Consider the following 18,515-nt stretch of genomic DNA (forward strand, 5'->3'; position numbering starts at 1 on the left):
GTCTTTGTTTCTTTTTCGTATTGGGTCGTGGTTTTCTTGTGTGTTTGCCGGATGATCAGGCCGCGCGGGCTGGACGGCACCAATCCGGCAGCCAGTCGGCATGGGCGGTCAGCAGGTCACTGACCAGGCTGCGGATCTGGCGCAGGTCCAGTTCGGCAGCGGTGTGCGGGTCCATCATGGCGGCGTGATAGATGTGTTCGGGGTTTTCCTCGACCAAGGCGCGCACGGTCAGTTCCTGCACGTTGATCTGGCTGCGCATCAGGGCGACCAGCTGCGGCGGAATGTCGGTCACGACCGAGGGCTGCACGCCATTGCTGTCGACCAGACAGGGCGTTTCGACCGCGGCGCCCATCGGCAGCTGCGGGATCTGCCCGGTATTGGGCAGGTTGCCATAGGCGACATAGGGCGTGTCGGTGACGATGGCGTTCATCAGGTCGGCGGCGAATTCGTGGCTGCGGATCACTTCGATGTCGCGCCCGTCGGTCAGGGTCTTGGCCTGTTCCTTCCAATTCGCGACCTGCTCTTCGCAGCGGGTGGGGTATTCGTCCAGCGGGATCTGGAACTGGTCGATCAGGTCCTGACGCCCATCCTTGATGAACCACGGGACATACTCGGCCAGGTGTTCCGAGCTTTCGGTGCAGAAATAGCCCAGGTGATCCATCACCTCGTACCGCACCTTGTTCGGGCAGCGCGGCATCAGCAGCGGCGCCTTGGGCAACTGGCCGGCGTGATAGCCCCGGCGCAGCGCCGGATACAGGTCGCGGCCCTGATGTTCCAGCCGCAGGAAAAACGCCACATGGTTCACGCCCGCGACGCGATAGCGGATTTCATCCTTGGGCAGGTCCAGGTCATGGGCCAGTTCCTCGACCGTGTTCTGGACCGAGTGGCACAGACCCACATGTTTCAGTGCCGGGAACCGTTCGGCCAGCGCCCAGGTGTTGATGGCCATCGGGTTGACGTATTGCAGCAGCGTGGCATTCGGGCACAGCTGCGCCATGTCGCGTGCCACGTCCCACAGGACGGGCACGGTGCGCAGGCCGCGCATGATGCCCCCCACACCCAACGTGTCGGCGATGGTCTGGCGCAGGCCATATTGCTTGGGGATCTCGAAATCGGTGACGGTGCAGGGTTTGTAGCCGCCGATCTGGAACGCGGTGATGACGAAATCGGCCCCGTCCAGCGCCGCGCGGCGGTCGGTATGGGTCGAGACGGTCGCGCCGGTCCCGACCGAGCGGATCATGGCGCGGGCCACGGTTTCGCTCTCGGCCAGACGCTCGGGGTCGATGTCCATCAGGGCAAAATGGCTGTCGGCCAGCGACGGGGTCAGCAGGGCATCGCCCACGATGTTCTGCATGAAAATCGTGGAACCTGCACCGATGAAGGTGATCTTGGTCATGACTGTAAACCTTGACTAGGCGTTATTTTACGGCACCGAGGGTCAGACCCGCGATGAAGTGTTTCTGCATCAGAAAGAACATGGCCACCGGCGGCAGGGCCGCGACGATCGAGCCGGCACTCATCAAGTGGTACGCTGCGCGGAACTGCGCGTTGAAGCTGGTGATCCCGGCGGTGACGGGTTGGCTCTCGGCTCCTTGAGTCAGCACTACCGCCCAGAAATAGTCGTTCCAGATGAAGGTGAAGATCAGCACGCTGAGCGCGGCGATCGCGGGCTTCATCAGCGGCAGGACGACGTACCAGAAGATGCGCCATTCGCTGATGCCCTCGACCCGGGCGGCCTCGATCAGCTCGAACGGCAGGGCGCGGATGAAATTGCGCATGAACAGGGTGCAGAACCCCGTCTGGAACGCGATGTGGAACAGCACCAGCCCGGTTTTCGTGTTGTAGAGCCCCAAGTCAAGCGTCAGGTCGCGCACCGGCACCATCAGGATCTGGAAGGGTACGAAGTTGCCCGCCACGAACATGAAGAAGATCCATAGGTTCGACTTGAACTTGTAGATACCCAGCGCAAACCCGGTCATGCAGCTGAGCGCCACCGCGCCGATCACCGTGGGAACCGTGATCAGGAACGAGTTCAGCAGATAGCGCGGCATGTCCGAGTTGAAGAAGACCTGACCGTAGTTCCTTGCGCCTTCAAAGCTGGAGGGCAGGCCCCAGTAGTTGGCGTTGGTAAAATCCGCCTCGGGCTTGATGGAAAACAGGGCCACCGCCAGCAGAGGGCCGAGCCACAGCAGAAGCGCGACCGGCAGCATTGCCTGATAGGAAATCTGCGCCGCGCGGGGTTGTTTTTCGATCGGTTTGGGAAACATCTCAGTGCCCCTTTTCTTCGCGGTACATCGACCACAGGAAGTAGGCGATGAAGCACAGCATGATCAGGAACAGGATCACGGCGATGGCCGCGCCATAGCCCATGCGGAACCCGTACTCCGACAAGGCGACTTCGAACATGTAATAGGCCAGCACGCGGCTTGACCCGAACGGCCCGCCCTGCGTCATGATCGAGATCAGGTCGAACGAGCGCAGCGCGCCGATAATGGTCACCACGAAGGCGATGAAGGTCGCCGGGCGCAGTTGCGGCAGGATGATATGCCACAGCATCCGCCCGCCCTTGGCGCCGTCCAGCCGGCCGGCCTCGATCTGTTCGGGGTCCACGGCGTTCAGGCCGGTCAGATACAGGATCATGCAATAGGCGGTCTGCGGCCAGAGGCCCGCGAAAATGATGCCGTAGGTTACGAAGCGTTCATCACCCAGGACGTTCAGCGGACCCAACCCGACCAAGCCCAAAAGCTCGTTCAGCAGTCCGAAAGTGGGGTCGTAGAACCAGGTGAAGACCAGCCCGACTACGACCTGGCTGATGACGAAGGGAAAGAAGAACAGGGATTTGTACAACCGGATTCCCCAGACCGTCTGGTTGAGGAACAGCGCGATGAACAGACCAGCCGGGATCGCCAGCAGGTACATGATCAGCCAGATCAGGTTGTTCTTCAGCGAGACATAGAAGGCGTCACGATCGACCCATTCCCAATACAGGTCTTCATAGTTGCGCATTCCGACATATTCGGCCGCGCCCAGCCCGTCCCATTCGTAGAGCGACAGGTTGAAGGACTGGAATACGGGGATGATCACGTAGACCATGAAGAACAGCACGCCCGGAGCCAGAAACAGCCAGGGTGCGATACGTTGCTGATTTCTGTGGAACCAGCTTTCGTGTTCGGTGACGTCGACAGCGGTCATGGTCAATCCCGGTTTGGAATGGGCAGGACGGGATCGTGCCCGTCCTGCGTTTGGCTACGGCGTGGCCGGGGTTGCCCCGGCCACAACCCGATCAGTTGTCATAGATGCGCTGACGTGCGCGTTCCAGCTTGGCCAGGATGCTGTCCAGGTTGTCCGGCTTGACCATGAACTCCTGGAAGCCTTCCATCGACACTTTGGCCATTTCCGCCGGTGCGTCGCGATCCCAGAACTGGGCGACGCCGCCGGGGCTGTTGGTCGACAGCATCTTGAAGCCTTCCTGCAGGAACTTGTCGTCATCCACCGAGGATTTGGCGTTGACGGGCAGTTGTCCGAGGTTCTTGCCGTTGTTGATTTCGGTCTGCTCGTCAGCCGAAACGACAAAACGCAGGAACTCGCGCGCGGCTTCTTTGTTCGACGCGTTCGCCGGGATGTGGAACGTGTCGGTCGGCGCATCTTCGGCCAGCTCGACATCGGGGTTGATCGCGACGAACTGGTAGAAGTCCAACTGGTCGTCGGTCAGACCGGCCTCGCGCAGCGGAGCCACCGCGAAGTTGCCCATCAGATAGGCCGCTGCATCACCCTGAACCATGAAGGGCAGGGCCTCTTGCCAGCTGTAGGTCTGGTGGTTGTCGATGAACGCGCCCATGTCGATCAGCTGCTTCCAGTTGGCGAAGGTCTGCTTGACCCGGTCGTCTTCCCAGCTGACTTCGCCATTGGCCAGTTGCTGGTGGAAGTCGAAGCCGTTGGTGCGCATGTTCAGGTAGTCGAACCAGCCGCCAGCCGTCCACAGGAACTTGGTGCCGATGGTATAGCAGGCGCGACCCGAGTCGACGATCTTCTGGCAGTTGGCCAGCTCTTCTTCCCAGGTGGTCGGCTCGGACAGGCCCAGCTCGTCAAAGATGTCTTTGCGGTAGTAGACGCCCCACTGATAGTAGGTGTAGGGCACGCCCCACTGCTTGCCGTCGATGGTCATCGCGCCCTTGGTCGAGGCCAGGTTTTCGGCGATTTCCGGCTCGGCCCACAGGTCCGATACATCTTCGAACAGTCCGGCCTCGACATAAGGCTTCATGCGGTTGGCCGCGTACCAGGTCGCGACGTCGGGCGTGTCCGCCGTCAGGAAGTTGCGGATCTGGGTTTTGTACGCCTCGCGGTCTATGACCGTGGTCTCGATCTCCAGACCCGGGTGCTGTGCCGCGAAACGCTCGATCATCGCTTCCATCGTCGCGCGCGGCGCCGGATTCGATGTGTCGAGGAAGATTCGCAGCTCGCCGGTCAGTTCTGCCGAAACGGGCGCTGCAAGTGCCACACTGGCCGCCAGAGCCGCCGCAGTGCGCTTGAACATGGAATGCATGGTTTCCTCCCTTAGCTTCCATTTTGTGGTTCCAAATAGTGAAACCAAGTTTTATATATTGAAAACTACACATCGAATCGGCTAGGCTTGTCAATACCCTCGCGGCCCGTCCGCAAGGGGAAGTGGAGGAGAAATCAGACCCGTGGCAGGTGACGGAACCATCGGCAAGGCATGTGACGTGCTGGAACAGGTCGCGGCGTTCGGCCGGCCTGTGCGGTTTGCCGAATTGCTGGAAAGCAGCAGCTTTCCCAAGGCGTCCCTGTACCGGTTTCTGCAGTCGCTGACCAATCAGGGCATGTTGTCTTACGACCCAGACCGGCAGACCTATTCGCCGGGGCTGCGGCTGGTGCGGCTGGCGCATTCGGCCTGGACGCAAAGCTCGCTCGCGCCGATCGCGCGGCCGATCCTGGATGGGCTGAGCCTGGAAACCGGCGAGACGGTGCACCTTGCGCAGCTTGATTCCAGTCAGGTTCTGTATGTGGACAAGCGCAATGCCAAAAACCCGGTCGAGATGTATTCCGAGGCCGGAAAGGTTGGCCCGGCCTATTGCACCGGTGTGGGGAAGGCGATGCTCGCCTTTCTGGATGACGACCTGTTGGACAAGGCGATCTCGCAGCAGAGCTTTCACCGCTTTACCGACAAGACGCTGACCTCGGAGGCGGTGCTGCGGGCGGATCTGGCCCGGATCCGCGAACGGGGGTTCGCCATGGATGATGAAGAGCACGAGCCCGGCATCATCTGCGTGGCCTGTCCGATCCTAACATCGGGCGGGCGGGTACTGGGGGCGATCTCGATCACCGGATCGACCCAGCGCATGGATTTTGACCAGTTGAAGAAATGGGTCCCTCGGGTGCGGCGTTCGGCCGACCAGATCGGGTCCGAAGCCGAAGCATGGCGGTTCCCCGAGGGCCGCAAGGACAGGATGCAAGCATCATGACAGGCGTTACCCTGAAGGGCGCAATCAAGCGTTATGGCCAGACCCAGGTCATTCACGGCATTGATCTGGAAATCGAGGACGGCGAGTTCTGCGTTTTTGTCGGGCCGTCGGGCTGTGGCAAATCCACCCTGTTGCGGATGATCGCCGGGCTGGAAGAAACCACCGAGGGTGAAATCCGCATCGGTCAGCGTGACGTGACCCACATGGACCCGGCCAAGCGCGGTGTCGCGATGGTGTTCCAGACCTACGCCCTGTATCCGCACATGTCCGTGGCCGAGAACATGGGCTTTGGTCTGCGCATGAACGGTGTGCCCAAGGCCGAGATCGACAAGAAGGTCGCCGAAGCGTCGGAAATCCTGAAACTGGACCAGTATCTCAAGCGCAAGCCCAAGGCCTTGTCGGGTGGCCAGCGTCAGCGGGTCGCCATCGGCCGGGCCATCGTGCGCGGCCCCGAGGTTTTTCTGTTCGACGAGCCGCTGTCGAACCTCGATGCCGAACTGCGCGTGGAAATGCGGGTTGAGATCGCCCGTCTGCACCAGGAGATCGGCGCGACGATGATCTACGTCACCCACGACCAGGTCGAAGCTATGACCATGGCCGACAAGATCGTGGTGCTGCGCGATGGCCGGATCGAGCAGGTGGGCGCTCCGATGGATCTGTATCGGGACCCCGACAACCGGTTCGTGGCGGGGTTCATCGGCTCGCCCGCAATGAACTTTTTGGAATGCGATGTCGTCGAAGGAACCGTGCGCCATCCCGCCCTGACGGACTCGATCCCCGTCACCAACGGCGTGCCGACCGATGCCAAGAAGGTGATCCTGGGAATCCGCCCGGAACATATTGCCGTGGATCGGTCCGGCGACACCTGTACCGTCGATCTGACCGAGGCGCTCGGCGGCGTTTCCTACAGCTATTTGCTGACGCCCAACGGCGACAAGCTGATCGTCGAAGAGCGGGACGACCAACGCAGCAAAACGGGAGAACGGATCGGAATCTCGGTTCGGCCCGAACGCGCCATGCTGTTTGACCCGGAAAGCGGGATGCGGTTGCGCTGAACCGCTGTTCAGTTGGAAAGTGTCAACGCGCCGGGCCCTCTGCCTGGCGCGTTTTTCTTTTGTCAGGCGAATTAGATGGATTTTGGATACAAAATCCGATACTGCGGGGTTGAGACAGGAAATCTGACCGCCCGGCGATGGACGCGGGCAACTTGGAAAGGATCGGCCACATGTCACCCGACGTCTTTACCGGCACCATGCCCGCGCTCATGACCCCTTGTACGCCCGACCGTCAGCCCGACTTTGACGCCTTGGTGCGTAAGGGTCAGCAGATGATCGAGGCGGGCATGTCCGCAGTCGTCTACTGCGGGTCGATGGGCGACTGGCCGCTGCTGACCGACGAACAGCGGATGGAAGGGGTCGAGCGGTTGGTCGGCGCTGGCTTGCCCGTGGTGGTGGGCACCGGGGCGGTCAACACGCAATCCGCCGTGGCGCATGCAGCGCATGCGCAAAAGGTGGGTGCAGCTGGGCTGATGGTTATCCCGCGGGTCCTGTCGCGTGGCAGTTCGGTCATGGCGCAGCGCAACCATTTCAAGGCCATCCTGTCGGCGGCACCGGATATCCCTGCGGTCATCTACAACAGTCCGCATTACGGGTTCGCCACCCGCGCTGACCTGTTCTTCGCCCTGCGGGCCGAGCATCCCAACCTGGTGGGCTTCAAGGAATTCGGTGGCAAGGACGATCTGCGCTATGCGGCTGAGAACATTACCAGCCGTGATGACCAGGTGACGCTGATGGTGGGGGTCGATACGGCGGTCTACCATGGCATCGTCAATTGCGGCGCAACCGGCGCGATCACTGGCATCGGCAACGTACTGCCCAAAGAGGTTCTGCTGCTGACCGCTTTGTCGAAAAAAGCGGCTTCTGGCAGCGCCGAGGCCCGCCAGCGCGCACAGGAGTTGACAGAGGCCATCCACGTGCTGTCCAGTTTCGACGAAGGCCCTGATCTGGTTCTGTACTACAAGCACCTTCTGGTGCTGAACGGCGAGGATGAATACCGCTTGCACTTCAACGAAACTGACGCGCTGACCGATGCGCAGCGCCACTATTGCGAACAGCAGTACGGCTTGTTCCGCGCCTGGTTTGCAGACTGGTCAAGGCAAGGCGGGGTGATTGCCGCGTGCATGTGATCGACAGCCATACCGGCGGAGAGCCCACGCGCGTGATTCTGGACGGCGCGCCCGATCTGGGCAGCGGTCCTCTGTCCGAACGCGCAGGGCTTTTGGCGACCCAGCACCGCCGGTTCTGGCGCTCGGTCATGCTTGAGCCGCGCGGTCAGCCAGCGATGGTGGGGGCGCTGCTGGTGCCTTCGGTCGATCCGTCCTGCGTGACCGGGGTGATCTATTTCGACGTGGATGCGGTGCTTGGCATGTGCGGGCATGGCACGATCGGGTTGACTGTGACGCTGGCCCATCTGGGGCGGATCGGTGTCGGCACCCACCGGATCGAAACGCCGGCCGGGGTGGTCACGGTGAAGCTGCACGATCCCAACACAGTGACAGTAACCAACATCGAAAGCCGGCAGGTGCATCAGGCCGTGACGATCGAGGTTCCGGATTTCGGGCCGGTTACAGGTGATGTGGCCTATGGCGGCAATTGGTTCTTTATCGTCGATCCCAGCCCGGTGCCGGTCGAGCCCGCGAACATCCGGCAACTGACCGATCTGGGCGTCGCCATTCGGCAGGCCTCGGTCGCGCAGGGCGTGGGCGGCGAAGCGGGCGAGCCGATCGATCATGTGATTTTTCAGGAGACTGCGCCGGCCTCCGGCGTCCACAGCCGAAACTTCGTTCTGTGCCCCGATGACGCCTATGACCGCTCGCCCTGCGGCACGGGCAGTTCGGCGCGGTTGGCCTGTCTGGCGGCCGATGGGCGCTTGGCGCCGGGTGAAGAAATCGTGCAGGCTAGCGTCATCGGCAGCCCCTATCGGCTGTCCTATCAGCCGGGTCCGAACGGCGGGGTGATCCCCTCGATCACCGGTCAGGCTTTCGTGATGGCCGAAAGCCGCTTGATTTTTGATCCCGCCGATCCATTCCGTTCGGGTATAGAGATCACATGAAGAAAGATGTCATCGTCATAGGTGCCGGCGTCGTTGGTATCAGCGCAGCGCTGGAATTGCAGCGTCGGGGTTACACGGTTCAGATACTGGACCGCGAAGGCGTGGCCGCGGGCAGTTCGGCGGGAAATGCCGGGGCGTTCGCCTTCCCCGAGGTCGAACCTCTGGCCACGCCGGGGATCATGAAAAAGGCCCCGAAATGGCTGCTCGATCCGTTGGGGCCGCTGTCGATCCCACCCGCCTATGCCCTGCAGATCGCGCCGTGGATGTGGCGGTTCTGGCGGGCCAGCCGCCCCAGCCGGTACCAGGCGCTGGTCGCCGCGCAGGCCAACCTGATGCGCCTGTGCCAGGCCGCGACCGAACGGCAGATCGCCGATACGGGTGGCGAGGCGATGATGCAGCGCGACGGGCAGTTGCAGTTGTACGAAAGCGCGGCCGAGTTCCGCGCCGCCTTGCCCACGTGGGAGTTGCGTCGCCGGCATGGCATCGCCTTCGATCTGCTGGAAAGCCCCGAAGCGATCGCCGAGATCCAGCCCGGGCTCAGCCCGCGTTTTACCCATGCCGGGTTCACGCCACACTGGTGGAATACCGTCGATCCCAAACGCTGGGTCGAGCATCTGGCACAGGTGTTTCGCGACCGTGGCGGGGTGATCGAAACGCGCCCCTTACGCGCGCTGGAGCTGTCGGACACGGGCGTCTGGGTGCGCTTCGACCAGGGTGCGGCGGATGCCAGCAAGGTGGTCGTGGCCGCGGGCGCGTGGTCGCACAACCTCACCCGAACGGTGGGCGATCTGATCCCGCTCGAAACCGAGCGGGGCTACAACACGACCCTGCCGCCGGGCGCGTTCGACCTGCGGCTGCACCTGGCGTTCTCGCGTCATGCCTTCGTGGCCAGCAAGATCAACGGTGGTGTGCGCATCGGTGGTGCGGTCGAACTGGGCGGGCTTGACCTGCCGCCCAATTTCAAACGCGCCGATACCTTGCTGAACAAGGCGCGCCAGTTCCTGCCGGGGTTGAAGACCGAAGGCGGGACGCAGTGGATGGGGTTCCGCCCCTCGCTGCCCGACAGCATTCCGGTGATCGGGCGGTCTTCGAAATCGCCGAACCTCGTCTATGCTTTCGGGCACGGCCATCTGGGCCTGACCCAGTCGGCCGGCACCGCCGAACTGGTGGGCGCACTGGTCGACGGCACCGATCCGGCCATCCCGGTCGACCCCTTCGCCGCCACCCGGTTCTGAGCGGGGGATGCGCAGCAGCAAGACCATCCACGTGATCTCGGCCCATGCCGAGGGTGAGGTGGGGGATGTGATCGTCGGCGGTGTCGCCCCGCCGCCGGGCGACACGATCTGGGAGCAACGCAGCTTCATCGCCCGCGACCAGACCCTGCGCAACTTCGTGCTGAACGAGCCGCGCGGCGGGGTGTTCCGCCATGTCAATCTGCTGGTGCCGCCCAAACACCCCGATGCCGACGCCGCCTTCATCATCATGGAGCCCGAGGACACCCCGCCCATGTCCGGTTCGAACGCGATCTGCGTGGCGACGGTGCTGCTGGACGGGGGCATCCTGCCGATGACCGAGCCGGAAACCCACCTGACGCTCGAAGCGCCGGGCGGGCTGGTGCGGGTGCGGGCCGAGTGCCGCAACGGCAAGGCCGAACGGATCTTCGTGCAGAACCTGCCCAGCTTTGCCGACCGACTCGCCGCGCCGCTCGAGGTCGAGGGGCTGGGGACCCTGACGGTGGACACCGCCTATGGCGGGGACAGTTTCGTGGTGGTCGACGCCGCGGCGCTGGGGCTGCGCATCATCGAGGACGAGGCCGCCGACATCGCCCGCCTGGGGGTGGCGATCACCGACGCCGCCAATGCGCAGCTGGGCTTCGCGCACCCCGAAAACCCGGACTGGGACCACATCTCGTTCTGCGCCTTCTGCGGACCGTTGACTGAAACCGAAACCGGCCTGACCGGCCGATCCGCGGTGGCGATCCAGCCCGGCAAGGTCGACCGCTCGCCCACCGGTACTGCCGTTTCGGCCCGCATGGCGCTGATGGCCGCGCGGGGGCAGTTGCTGCCGGGCCAGAGCTTTGAGGCGGTGTCGATCATCGGCTCGCGCTTCACCGGCCGGATACTGGGCACGACCCAGGTCGGAGACCGCGCCGCCATACTGCCCGAGATCTCGGGCCGTGGCTGGATCACCGGCATCCACCAGCACATGCTGGACCCCGACGACCCCTGGCCGCAAGGTTACCGCCTGCGCGACACCTGGGGAGCCTAGTCCAGAAGGGCCAGCAGGTCGCGATGCAGTTGCGCGGAAACCTCGGCATATCCCCGGGCGGTGTTGCGCGCGCGGGCGGCAAAGCGGCGCTGTGACGGCAGGCGCGCGCCCTGATCGAGGATATCGGCGAACAGGCGCTCGGCCCGCGCGTCGTTGGCCTGTCGCCGCCCGCCGCTGAACTGGTCGGGGTCGAAGGCGATGATGATGTCGCCGTGATAAGGCGCGCCGCCCGTGCCTTGGGCGAATTCCATGCTCTCCAGGCTGGTCAGGTCGTCGATCAGCGGGCCGGCCAGAAGCTCGATCATGATCGACAGGGCCGAGCCCTTGTAGCCGCCGAAGGTCAGCATCGCGCCGTCCAGCGCCGCTTGCGGGTCGGTCGTGGGGTTGCCGGCCTTGTCAATCGCCACGCCTTCGGGCAGGGGTTTGTTCGCGCGCTTGTACAGCTCGATCTCGCCGCGGGCGAAGGCGCTGGTGGCGAAATCGAAGGTGAACGGGTCTTGGCCCAGGCGGGGCCAACTGAAGGCCAGCGGGTTGGTGCCCAGGCTGCCGCGCGTGCCCCCCGCAGGGGCCACCCAGGAATGGCTGGGCACCATCGCCATGGCTGCAAGCCCCTTGGCCGACAGGGCCTCCACCTCGGGCCACAGGGCCGAGAAATGAAAACAGCGTTTGATCGCCATGGCCGCGATCCCGTGGGTGCGGGTCTTCTCGACCAGCCGCGGCAAGCCTTTCTGGAACGCCAGCAACGACATGCCGCCCTGTGCGTCGACGCGCACGATGGCATTGTCCGAGGCGGCGACCTGGGGCTGCGCATGGCCGTCGATCTTGCCCGCCTGCATGGTCTGGGCGCACATGAACAGACGAAACAGACCGTGCGACTGGCAATCGTCCATTTGGCAGGTGGTCAGCAGTTCCGCGATCGCCCGCGCGTGGTCGGGGCCATAACCCACATGGGACAGAACCTTCAGGCTCAGATCGGTCATTTCTTTAGGCGTCAGCCGTACCGTTTCGCTCATGTTCCGTTCCTGGGTTTGATCTCGGTTGCCAAAGGGGTAGCGGGGAACCCTAGCCCTGTTCAACCCGATAGGCGGTTGGAAAAGCGCCTCGGGGCGGATATTTGTATCCAAAATGCAAATGCGGACAGATCCTTGGCAGCAAAACGCGCAATCACCCGTCAAAGCCTTCCCGATGCAATTGCGTCCGACTTGCGTGAACGCATTCTCAGCGGTGATCTGGCGGAAGGCGAGACCATCCGTCAAGAGGCATTGGCCGAAGACTATGACGTGTCGCGCATGCCGGTGCGCGAGGCGCTGAAACAGCTTGATGCCGAAGGTCTGGTTCAGCTGACGAACAACCGCGGGGCGCGGGTCACGCGCCATTCTCTGTCCGAGATCGGCGAGATCTTCGACCTGCGGTCGCTGTTGGAGACCGACCTGTTCCGCTGGGCAATTCCGCAGATGACCGGGTCTGACTTTGCGCGCTGCGAACACCTGCTGGAGCAGATGGAGGCCTCGTACGACGCCAATGACGTCAGCCGGTGGGGCGCGCTGAACTATCAGTACCACTCGGCCCTCTACGCGGCCGCGAACCGAAGCCTGACCAACGAGCTGCTGCACCGCGTGAGCCTTCAGTCGGATCGTTATGTCCGAATGCATCTCAGTGTGATGCAACAACGCGAACCGGCCCGTAAAGAGCATCGCGAATTGCTGCGCCTTGCCCGGGATGGGCAGGTCGAGCAGGCCTGTGCGCTTCTGTCCGCGCATATCGGACGAACCAAGGACCAATTGTTGGCACTGGTGGCTGCCAAGCGAGCGTCCGAGGAGGCGGTCGGACGCTGACGCCAAGCGACCGGAAAGAAAGCGTTTTCAATTCTTCTCTGTCTGTGCCAGTTCTGGCGTCGCGGGATGCGTGCCGAAACATGGATCGACCAAGTGCCCAGTGATGACCTCAACAGTTCGGAACAGGCCGTGCGTCAGGCGATTGGGGCGTATTCCAGACGCGTCTGGCGGTTTGCGCTGGCTCTGTCGGGGGCGCAGGATGTTGCCGACGACTTGACCCAGGCCACTTGCCTGCGCGCGTTGGAGCGCAGCCATCAGGTTACGCATACTGATCGGTTGGATTCGTGGCTGATGACGATCTGCCGGTCGATCTGGTTAAACGAGCTGCGGGCGCGGACCGTGCGCAAGTCCCAGGGGTTGGCCGCAACGCCGGACGCCGAATTGATCGCGCCGGGTACCGACGCCGAAATGAATATTTTTGCGCGGGAAGTGTTTACACAGGTGATGCAACTGCCCGAGGCGCAACGCGAAACGGTCATGCTGGTCTTTGTCGAGGGCTACAGCTATCGCGAGGCCGCCGCGTTGCTGGAGGTTCCGATTGGTACGATCATGAGCCGGCTTTCCAATGCCCGCAAGAAACTGCAAGCTGCGATGCCGCAGGATGCCGCTGCGTCCGACCGACGGAGGGACTCATGACCTTTTCCGACGATACGCTAAAGGCCTATCTGCAAGGCTCATTGGGGTCTGAGGAAAGCGATGCCATCGAGGCCGCTGTTGAGAATGATCCGGAACTGGAGCAGCGCCTGATGGATCTGGATCCGATCGCGCCGGTGGTTCGCGAGGTGTTCCGAGACATTTCCGCCGCCGCGCCACAAGTTGAACTGCCGCCTAGGGTTCCGGCTTTGGCGGGGCCCTGGCGCCTGTTTGGCGTCGCGGCTGCCGCGGCCGTGTTGGCCGTATCTCTGACCATTTGGCTGACCCGCCCACAGCTGATGGGATGGGCGGAGCAGGCGGCCCTGTACCAGTCGCTTTACACGGCGGATTCGATTGCAACGCTGGAATACCCGCCGGCGCTCGTCGACGCCCAGATCTCATTGGCCGAAGAGAAACTGGGCCGCCCGCTGAACCGGGATTCGCTTGAAGGTTTGCCGGGGCTGGAACTGAAGGCCGCGCAGGTTTTGTCCTTCAAGGGCAAACCATTGGTTCAGATCGTTTTTGCCGACGCTGATGGCAATCCCTTTGCGCTGTGCGTGATCCGTCAGGGCGATGGCGCGCCGAATTCAGAGTTGAAGCAGGAAGTCCTGAGCGGGCTTGCAACGGCCCGGTGGGCGCGCGACGGATACGGATACATGCTGTTGGGGAACCGGCCGGACAACGATTTGACCGTGCAGCTGGATTACCTGGCCCAGACTTTCGCCGGCTGAGCCGCCTTGCGCGAAACCTCTTGTGAACCGGTGCGATTGGCCGAACAATGCATGGCATGACGACCAAGGCCACGAACCCGGACCCGGACGAGGACGATGTCCTGGACGGGCCGCGCAGTATCTATGACGTCGATCCGCCGGACGACGAAGAGCTTTGGTTTCTGCCGCCCGAAGATGCAGCGGCGCCCGAGGACATGTTGCCGCCGGGTCCGCGTGCCGATCGGGGCGCTTTGTTCGACCCGCGGGACTGGCGCGCAGCTCAGGCAGAAGTGGCGCAGGGCTTGGCGGATCTGACCTTGACCTTCGGGTCCTTGGACGAGCGGTTGCGCAGTGGCCCAAAGGGATGGACCCACCGGCTGGCCCTGATGGACGTATCCGACCTGGGGTGGTGGACCGGTGACCGGATCAGTGTTGATCGGCTTGCCCTGTGGACCGGATTGCGTATCGGAGCCACCGGGGACGATGTGCAAGCATTGTTTCGGGCGGGTTGGGCGGTTCGGCGACTGACTTCGGGCGCAGGGCCGTCGGACGGCGGCTGGCAATCGGGACTGGCCGCCTTTCTGGACCGGATGGCTCAGGGGATAGACGAAGTCCCAGAGGCGGTCGCAGATTTGGCCGAAGTGATGGATAGCGCACAAGCCCTGCACCCTGTCACGCAGTCGGCCATTGCCTTTCACGCGTGGCGCGCGCTGTCGCAAGGAATGGGACAGGATACCGAAGCAGCGGTGATCGCTGCGCGGCATGCGGCCACGATGGGTCGGGGCGGGGCACTGTTCATGCCGCTGGCACTGTCGGGCCCCGGGGCGCTGCGCGGCATCGGCACACCAGAGGAAAAACTCAACGCTTGGGTTCGTGGGGCAGGGCAGGCGGCCTTGGCCGCGCTGCTGCATCTGGATCGCGTCAGCGCGTGGGAGGCCCGGGCACGCGAGGCCACCAAGGGTCTCAGCGGGCGGACGCCGCCGGTCCTGATCGATGTGCTGACCGCATGGCCCATGGTATCTGCGCCATTGGCCGAGGAGTTGACGCAGGCATCGCGTGCAGCCGTGCAGCGCAATCTCGACAAGTTCACCGAACGTGGGTTGATCCGCGAAGTGACCGGGCAGGGCCGTTATCGGGTTTGGGCTGCCGCGCTGTAGTCCAACAACCATTCACGGAACGCGCGCGCGGGTGGCCGCAATGTGGCCCGTGAAGGGTAGATCAGGTGGTAGGCATCCCGGCCCGGCACGGCCACCTCGGGCAGACATGGCACCAGGCCAGACATCCGCATGATCCGGTCAGACGCGGGCGCGCGGGCCAGGGCGATCCCGACCCCTTGCGCGGATAGCTCGGCCGCCATCACTGAGTTGTCCGCGAAGAAATACTGAGCCTGCCCGGTCGGCAGCCGCAGGGCTTCGAACACGTGCGGCCAACTGGCCCTGTGGGTCGAAACCTCGATCAGCGGAAACCGGGCCAGATCCAGCGGAGTGCTGATCTGGTCGGCAATGTCCGGTGGTGCCACGGGAAAAAGGGTCTCGGTCAACAGCATGTCACCTTCGGCGCCGAACAGCGTCGGGTTGCCGAACACGATCTGCAGGTCGGTAAAACGATTGGCGAAGTCGGCCATCCGGTTCCCGGTCGTCAGGGACAGGTTGATCTGAGGATGGGATTTTTGGAACTGGGTCAGGCCCGCCGCAAGCACCCCTTGCGCGAACAACAACACGGATTGGACATACAGCCGTTGGTCCCGGGTCTGGCCGAACAGGCCGGTAGTGGCTGAGTCCAGCATCACCAGCGATTGCTGCACGACCGGCAGGTACGCCCGCCCGGCCTCGGTCAAAGTGACGGCATGGGCATGGCGATGAAACAGCGGCGTGCCCAGACGAGTTTCCAGCGCCTTGACCTGTTGGCTGACAGCGGCGGCCGACATGTTTAGCTGGGCGGCAGCACGGGCAAAGCTTTCGGTGCGGGCCGCGGCCTCGAAAACGCGCAGCCAGTTGAGAGAGGGGATGCGGGTCGACATGGCAATCAGGCTAAGCTGAACTTGTCCTGACAGGCAAGGCTTTGCGTTCTCGTCGCAAGACCGGTTCGGCTAGGCTGTGCGTGAACCGATCCGAAAAGGTGCACCCATGCCCGACATCCAAGACCTGGCCCGGCACAAACTGACCCCATCGCAAGCAGCGCCATACTGGGAAGACGGCTTCCTGTTTCCGCTGGATATTCTGTCTGCTGACGAGGCCGCGCAGGTGCGCTCGGAACTCGAGCAGATTGAACGCGACTGGATGGCCGCCGATCTGCCTCTGCCGCTGAATACCTACAAGCGCGTGAACTCACACCTCGTCATGCCTCTGGCGGCGCGACTGGCCATGGATCCGCGTATACTGGATGCCGTCGAAGGCGTCTTGGGTCCGGACATCATGATCTGGTCGGCCGAGTTTTTCATCAAAGAACCGCGCACCGTCCAGACAGTTGGCATGCATCAGGACCTGACCTATTGGGGGATGGGCGAGACCCCGGATCAGGTTACGGCCTGGCTGGCACTGTCGCCGGCAACCGTGGAAAGCGGCTGCATGGATTTTGTCCGGGGCAGCCACAAGAACCCAATACTTCCGCACAATGATACCTATTCCGAGACCAACCTGCTGTCGCGCGGGCAGGAGATTGCGGTCGAAGTGGCCGAGGAAGACAAAACCCATATCGAACTGGCGCCCGGGCAGATGTCACTGCACCACGGGCTGACCATTCATGGCTCGGGTCCGAACCGGTCGGACGATCGGCGTATCGGGATGGCCATCCGCTATATCAGCCCGAATGCGAAGCAGTTGGTGGCGGACCGCGACTACGCGATGGTCGCGCGCGGAGAGGACCGGCAGGGAAACTTCATCCATGTCGATCCGCCCGCCACCCTGTTTTCCGACGAGTCGCTTGCCCTGTACGAACAGGTGCGCCGCGATCTGGGCAAGGCGCTGGCAGCTGGGGCCAAGGCCACCGTTCCGCTCTATGATTGAGCCGGGTTCGAAACCCAAAGGCCAGGGGATTGGACGCCTAGCGCCCAACCCCGACATAGGTTTCGAAACCAGATTTCTTGACCTTGTCGCGTGAATAGATGTTCCGCAGGTCGACCATGCGTGGAGATTTCATCTCAGCGGCCATCTGCGTCAGGTTCAGCGCGCGGAACTCGTTCCATTCGGTCAACAGCACCACTGCGTCCGCGTCCTTGGCAGCGGCATACGGGTCTTCGACCCACTCTACACCCGGCAGCAGAGCCTCACCCTCGGATCGGCCCTGAGGGTCGACCACGCGAACTTTGGCGCCGCCACCGATCAGGGCGGGCACGATGGTCAGTGATGGAGCGTCGCGCATGTCGTCGGTGTTGGGTTTGAAAGTCACCCCAAGAACCGCCACGGTCTTGCCGTTGAAACTGTCGTCGCAAGCTTCGCGGATCTTTTCGATCATGCGTTTTTTGACCTCGTCATTCACGCGCATGACGGTTTCGGTGATCTGCATTGGAAAGGCATGTTCCTGTCCGATCCGCGCAAGCGCCGCGGTGTCCTTGGGAAAGCATGATCCGCCGTAACCGGGGCCGGCATGCAGGAACTTGTTTCCGATGCGCCCATCCAAGCCGATGCCGCGCGCCACTTCCTTGACGTCGCCACCGACCCGCTCGCACAGGCCAGCGATTTCGTTGATGAATGTGATCTTGGTGGCGAGAAAGGCATTTGCCGCATATTTGATCATTTCGGCGCTTTCCAGATCCGTCGTCAGGATCGGAAAATCGCGCAGGTAAAGTGGGCGGTAGATTTCGGCCATCACCTCGGCGGCGCGGTCGTTCTCGACCCCTACAACGACGCGGTCCGGACGCATGAAATCGTCGATCGCAGCGCCTTCGCGCAGGAATTCCGGGTTCGAGGCGACATCAAAGTCTGCCTTGGGGTTTGCCGCCGCGACAACTTCCTGAACCTTGCGGTTGGTCCCGACCGGAACCGTGGATTTGGTCACCACCACGGTGTAGCCATCCATCGCATGGGCGATTTCCTCGGCCGCTGCCATCACATAGGTCAGATCCGCATGGCCGTCGCCGCGGCGGGTTGGTGTCCCGACGGCGATAAAGACGGCATCCGCGCCCTTCACCGCATTCGCCAGATCGGTGGTAAAGCTCAGCCGGCCGGCGGCCACGTTCTTGGCCATCAGAACATCCAGCCCCGGTTCGTAGATTGGAACTTTTCCGTCCTGCAGCATCTGGATCTTAGCTTCGGCCTTGTCGACGCAAATGACGTCATGACCGAAATCCGAGAAGCATACACCCGACACCAGACCCACATATCCGGTGCCGATCATCGCAATACGCATTATTCAAATTCCCTTGTTACCAATGCCACCTCGGGCGGCCACACATTCGGAGAAACTTCCGCCGGTTTCAATGCCTGACAGTGGCCTCGGGTTGCATTCCATGACATCTTGCTGTTTTTGGGGCGACAAAT

General features: G+C 62.8%; 18 protein-coding genes. 11 read left to right on the forward strand and 7 right to left on the reverse strand.

Going from position 1 to position 18,515, the window contains the following annotated elements; all coding sequences use genetic code 11:
* Positions 1 to 55: 55 nt before the first annotated feature.
* From melA to ACR0DA_RS14685, 4 genes are all read right to left on the reverse strand, one after another.
* Positions 56 to 1,396: an alpha-galactosidase gene (gene melA / locus ACR0DA_RS14670; RefSeq protein WP_480754641.1), complete on the reverse strand. Its 1,341-nt coding sequence runs from the start codon at positions 1,394 to 1,396 to the stop codon at positions 56 to 58.
* Between the two features lie 22 nt (positions 1,397 to 1,418).
* Positions 1,419 to 2,267 (reverse strand): carbohydrate ABC transporter permease, encoded by an 849-nt coding sequence (locus tag ACR0DA_RS14675; protein ID WP_093963150.1) that lies wholly within the window; start codon positions 2,265 to 2,267, stop codon positions 1,419 to 1,421.
* Position 2,268: 1 nt separating this feature from the next.
* Entirely contained in the window at positions 2,269 to 3,192 is a 924-nt protein-coding gene (locus tag ACR0DA_RS14680) for a carbohydrate ABC transporter permease (RefSeq protein ID WP_093963149.1), read from the reverse strand.
* 91 nt (positions 3,193 to 3,283) lie between these two features.
* Positions 3,284 to 4,543, reverse strand: a complete 1,260-nt coding sequence (locus ACR0DA_RS14685) for an ABC transporter substrate-binding protein (RefSeq protein WP_093963148.1) — start codon at positions 4,541 to 4,543, stop codon at positions 3,284 to 3,286.
* Positions 4,544 to 4,685: 142 nt separating this feature from the next.
* Here ACR0DA_RS14685 and ACR0DA_RS14690 point away from each other — a divergent pair, with 142 nt between their 5' ends.
* The 6 genes from ACR0DA_RS14690 to ACR0DA_RS14715 all read left to right on the forward strand — a co-directional run bounded on the left by ACR0DA_RS14690 (position 4,686) and on the right by ACR0DA_RS14715 (position 10,859).
* Positions 4,686 to 5,480, forward strand: coding sequence for an IclR family transcriptional regulator (locus ACR0DA_RS14690; RefSeq protein WP_480754643.1), 795 nt, complete (start codon positions 4,686 to 4,688; stop codon positions 5,478 to 5,480).
* On the forward strand, positions 5,477 to 6,535 hold the full coding sequence (locus ACR0DA_RS14695) for an ABC transporter ATP-binding protein (RefSeq protein ID WP_170599747.1): 1,059 nt from the start codon (positions 5,477 to 5,479) through the stop codon (positions 6,533 to 6,535). Before ACR0DA_RS14690 ends, ACR0DA_RS14695 begins: the two co-directional genes overlap by 4 nt.
* 170 nt (positions 6,536 to 6,705) lie before the next feature.
* Entirely contained in the window at positions 6,706 to 7,665 is a 960-nt protein-coding gene (locus ACR0DA_RS14700) for a dihydrodipicolinate synthase family protein (protein WP_480754644.1), read from the forward strand.
* Positions 7,656 to 8,591 carry a 4-hydroxyproline epimerase gene (locus tag ACR0DA_RS14705; protein ID WP_170371986.1) on the forward strand — a complete coding sequence of 312 codons (936 nt, stop codon included), beginning with the start codon at positions 7,656 to 7,658 and terminating at the stop codon, positions 8,589 to 8,591. Before ACR0DA_RS14700 ends, ACR0DA_RS14705 begins: the two co-directional genes overlap by 10 nt.
* Positions 8,588 to 9,826 (forward strand): NAD(P)/FAD-dependent oxidoreductase, encoded by a 1,239-nt coding sequence (locus ACR0DA_RS14710; protein WP_480754646.1) that lies wholly within the window; start codon positions 8,588 to 8,590, stop codon positions 9,824 to 9,826. Before ACR0DA_RS14705 ends, ACR0DA_RS14710 begins: the two co-directional genes overlap by 4 nt.
* Positions 9,827 to 9,833: 7 nt before the next feature.
* Positions 9,834 to 10,859, forward strand: coding sequence for a trans-3-hydroxy-L-proline dehydratase (locus tag ACR0DA_RS14715; protein ID WP_170448257.1), 1,026 nt, complete (start codon positions 9,834 to 9,836; stop codon positions 10,857 to 10,859).
* Here ACR0DA_RS14715 and ACR0DA_RS14720 read toward each other — a convergent pair.
* Positions 10,856 to 11,872: an Ldh family oxidoreductase gene (locus ACR0DA_RS14720; protein ID WP_170371991.1), complete on the reverse strand. Its 1,017-nt coding sequence runs from the start codon at positions 11,870 to 11,872 to the stop codon at positions 10,856 to 10,858. The genes ACR0DA_RS14715 and ACR0DA_RS14720 overlap by 4 nt on opposite strands.
* 132 nt (positions 11,873 to 12,004) lie before the next feature.
* Between ACR0DA_RS14720 and ACR0DA_RS14725 the strand changes: the two genes are divergently transcribed.
* The 4 genes from ACR0DA_RS14725 (at position 12,005) to ACR0DA_RS14740 (ending at position 15,194) form a co-directional block, all read left to right on the forward strand.
* Positions 12,005 to 12,694: a GntR family transcriptional regulator gene (locus ACR0DA_RS14725; protein WP_170341289.1), complete on the forward strand. Its 690-nt coding sequence runs from the start codon at positions 12,005 to 12,007 to the stop codon at positions 12,692 to 12,694.
* A 66-nt stretch (positions 12,695 to 12,760) separates the two neighbouring features.
* Complete coding sequence (locus ACR0DA_RS14730) at positions 12,761 to 13,330, forward strand: RNA polymerase sigma factor (RefSeq protein WP_170341291.1); 570 nt, start codon at positions 12,761 to 12,763, stop codon at positions 13,328 to 13,330.
* A complete protein-coding gene (locus ACR0DA_RS14735) occupies positions 13,327 to 14,058 on the forward strand; it encodes a hypothetical protein (protein ID WP_480754648.1) in 732 nt (243 codons plus the stop codon). The genes ACR0DA_RS14730 and ACR0DA_RS14735 overlap by 4 nt, the downstream gene beginning before the upstream one ends.
* A gap of 56 nt (positions 14,059 to 14,114) precedes the next feature.
* On the forward strand, positions 14,115 to 15,194 hold the full coding sequence (locus tag ACR0DA_RS14740) for a helix-turn-helix domain-containing protein (protein ID WP_480754650.1): 1,080 nt from the start codon (positions 14,115 to 14,117) through the stop codon (positions 15,192 to 15,194).
* On the opposite strand, the gene ACR0DA_RS14745 is transcribed toward ACR0DA_RS14740, so the two are convergent.
* Positions 15,167 to 16,057 (reverse strand): LysR substrate-binding domain-containing protein, encoded by an 891-nt coding sequence (locus ACR0DA_RS14745; RefSeq protein ID WP_170359323.1) that lies wholly within the window; start codon positions 16,055 to 16,057, stop codon positions 15,167 to 15,169. The two genes, ACR0DA_RS14740 and ACR0DA_RS14745, sit on opposite strands and share 28 nt — an antisense overlap.
* A gap of 106 nt (positions 16,058 to 16,163) precedes the next feature.
* Here ACR0DA_RS14745 and ACR0DA_RS14750 point away from each other — a divergent pair, with 106 nt between their 5' ends.
* Positions 16,164 to 17,042, forward strand: a complete 879-nt coding sequence (locus tag ACR0DA_RS14750; RefSeq protein WP_480754652.1) for a phytanoyl-CoA dioxygenase family protein — start codon at positions 16,164 to 16,166, stop codon at positions 17,040 to 17,042.
* A 37-nt stretch (positions 17,043 to 17,079) separates the two neighbouring features.
* Here the strand turns inward: ACR0DA_RS14750 and ACR0DA_RS14755 are convergent, their stop codons facing one another.
* Positions 17,080 to 18,384 carry a UDP-glucose dehydrogenase family protein gene (locus ACR0DA_RS14755; protein ID WP_170367380.1) on the reverse strand — a complete coding sequence of 435 codons (1,305 nt, stop codon included), beginning with the start codon at positions 18,382 to 18,384 and terminating at the stop codon, positions 17,080 to 17,082.
* Positions 18,385 to 18,515 lie beyond the last annotated feature (131 nt).

The organism is Ruegeria sp. CI8, assembly GCF_056536865.1.

Bases quoted from the DNA above. Each gene is read 5' to 3' on its own strand.
- ACR0DA_RS14675 (WP_093963150.1), bottom strand. From the start codon at position 2,267: ATGTTTCCCAAACCGATCGAAAAACAACCCCGCGCGGCGCAGATTTCC.
- ACR0DA_RS14720 (WP_170371991.1), bottom strand. From the start codon at position 11,872: ATGAGCGAAACGGTACGGCTGACGCCTAAAGAAATGACCGATCTGAGC.
- ACR0DA_RS14740 (WP_480754650.1), top strand. From the start codon at position 14,115: ATGACGACCAAGGCCACGAACCCGGACCCGGACGAGGACGATGTCCTG.
- ACR0DA_RS14750 (WP_480754652.1), top strand. From the start codon at position 16,164: ATGCCCGACATCCAAGACCTGGCCCGGCACAAACTGACCCCATCGCAA.
- ACR0DA_RS14700 (WP_480754644.1), top strand. From the start codon at position 6,706: ATGTCACCCGACGTCTTTACCGGCACCATGCCCGCGCTCATGACCCCT.
- ACR0DA_RS14745 (WP_170359323.1), bottom strand. From the start codon at position 16,057: ATGTCGACCCGCATCCCCTCTCTCAACTGGCTGCGCGTTTTCGAGGCC.
- melA (WP_480754641.1), bottom strand. From the start codon at position 1,396: ATGACCAAGATCACCTTCATCGGTGCAGGTTCCACGATTTTCATGCAG.
- ACR0DA_RS14755 (WP_170367380.1), bottom strand. From the start codon at position 18,384: ATGCGTATTGCGATGATCGGCACCGGATATGTGGGTCTGGTGTCGGGT.
- ACR0DA_RS14695 (WP_170599747.1), top strand. From the start codon at position 5,477: ATGACAGGCGTTACCCTGAAGGGCGCAATCAAGCGTTATGGCCAGACC.
- ACR0DA_RS14680 (WP_093963149.1), bottom strand. From the start codon at position 3,192: ATGACCGCTGTCGACGTCACCGAACACGAAAGCTGGTTCCACAGAAAT.
- ACR0DA_RS14730 (WP_170341291.1), top strand. From the start codon at position 12,761: ATGCGTGCCGAAACATGGATCGACCAAGTGCCCAGTGATGACCTCAAC.
- ACR0DA_RS14715 (WP_170448257.1), top strand. From the start codon at position 9,834: ATGCGCAGCAGCAAGACCATCCACGTGATCTCGGCCCATGCCGAGGGT.
- ACR0DA_RS14735 (WP_480754648.1), top strand. From the start codon at position 13,327: ATGACCTTTTCCGACGATACGCTAAAGGCCTATCTGCAAGGCTCATTG.
- ACR0DA_RS14685 (WP_093963148.1), bottom strand. From the start codon at position 4,543: ATGCATTCCATGTTCAAGCGCACTGCGGCGGCTCTGGCGGCCAGTGTG.
- ACR0DA_RS14710 (WP_480754646.1), top strand. From the start codon at position 8,588: ATGAAGAAAGATGTCATCGTCATAGGTGCCGGCGTCGTTGGTATCAGC.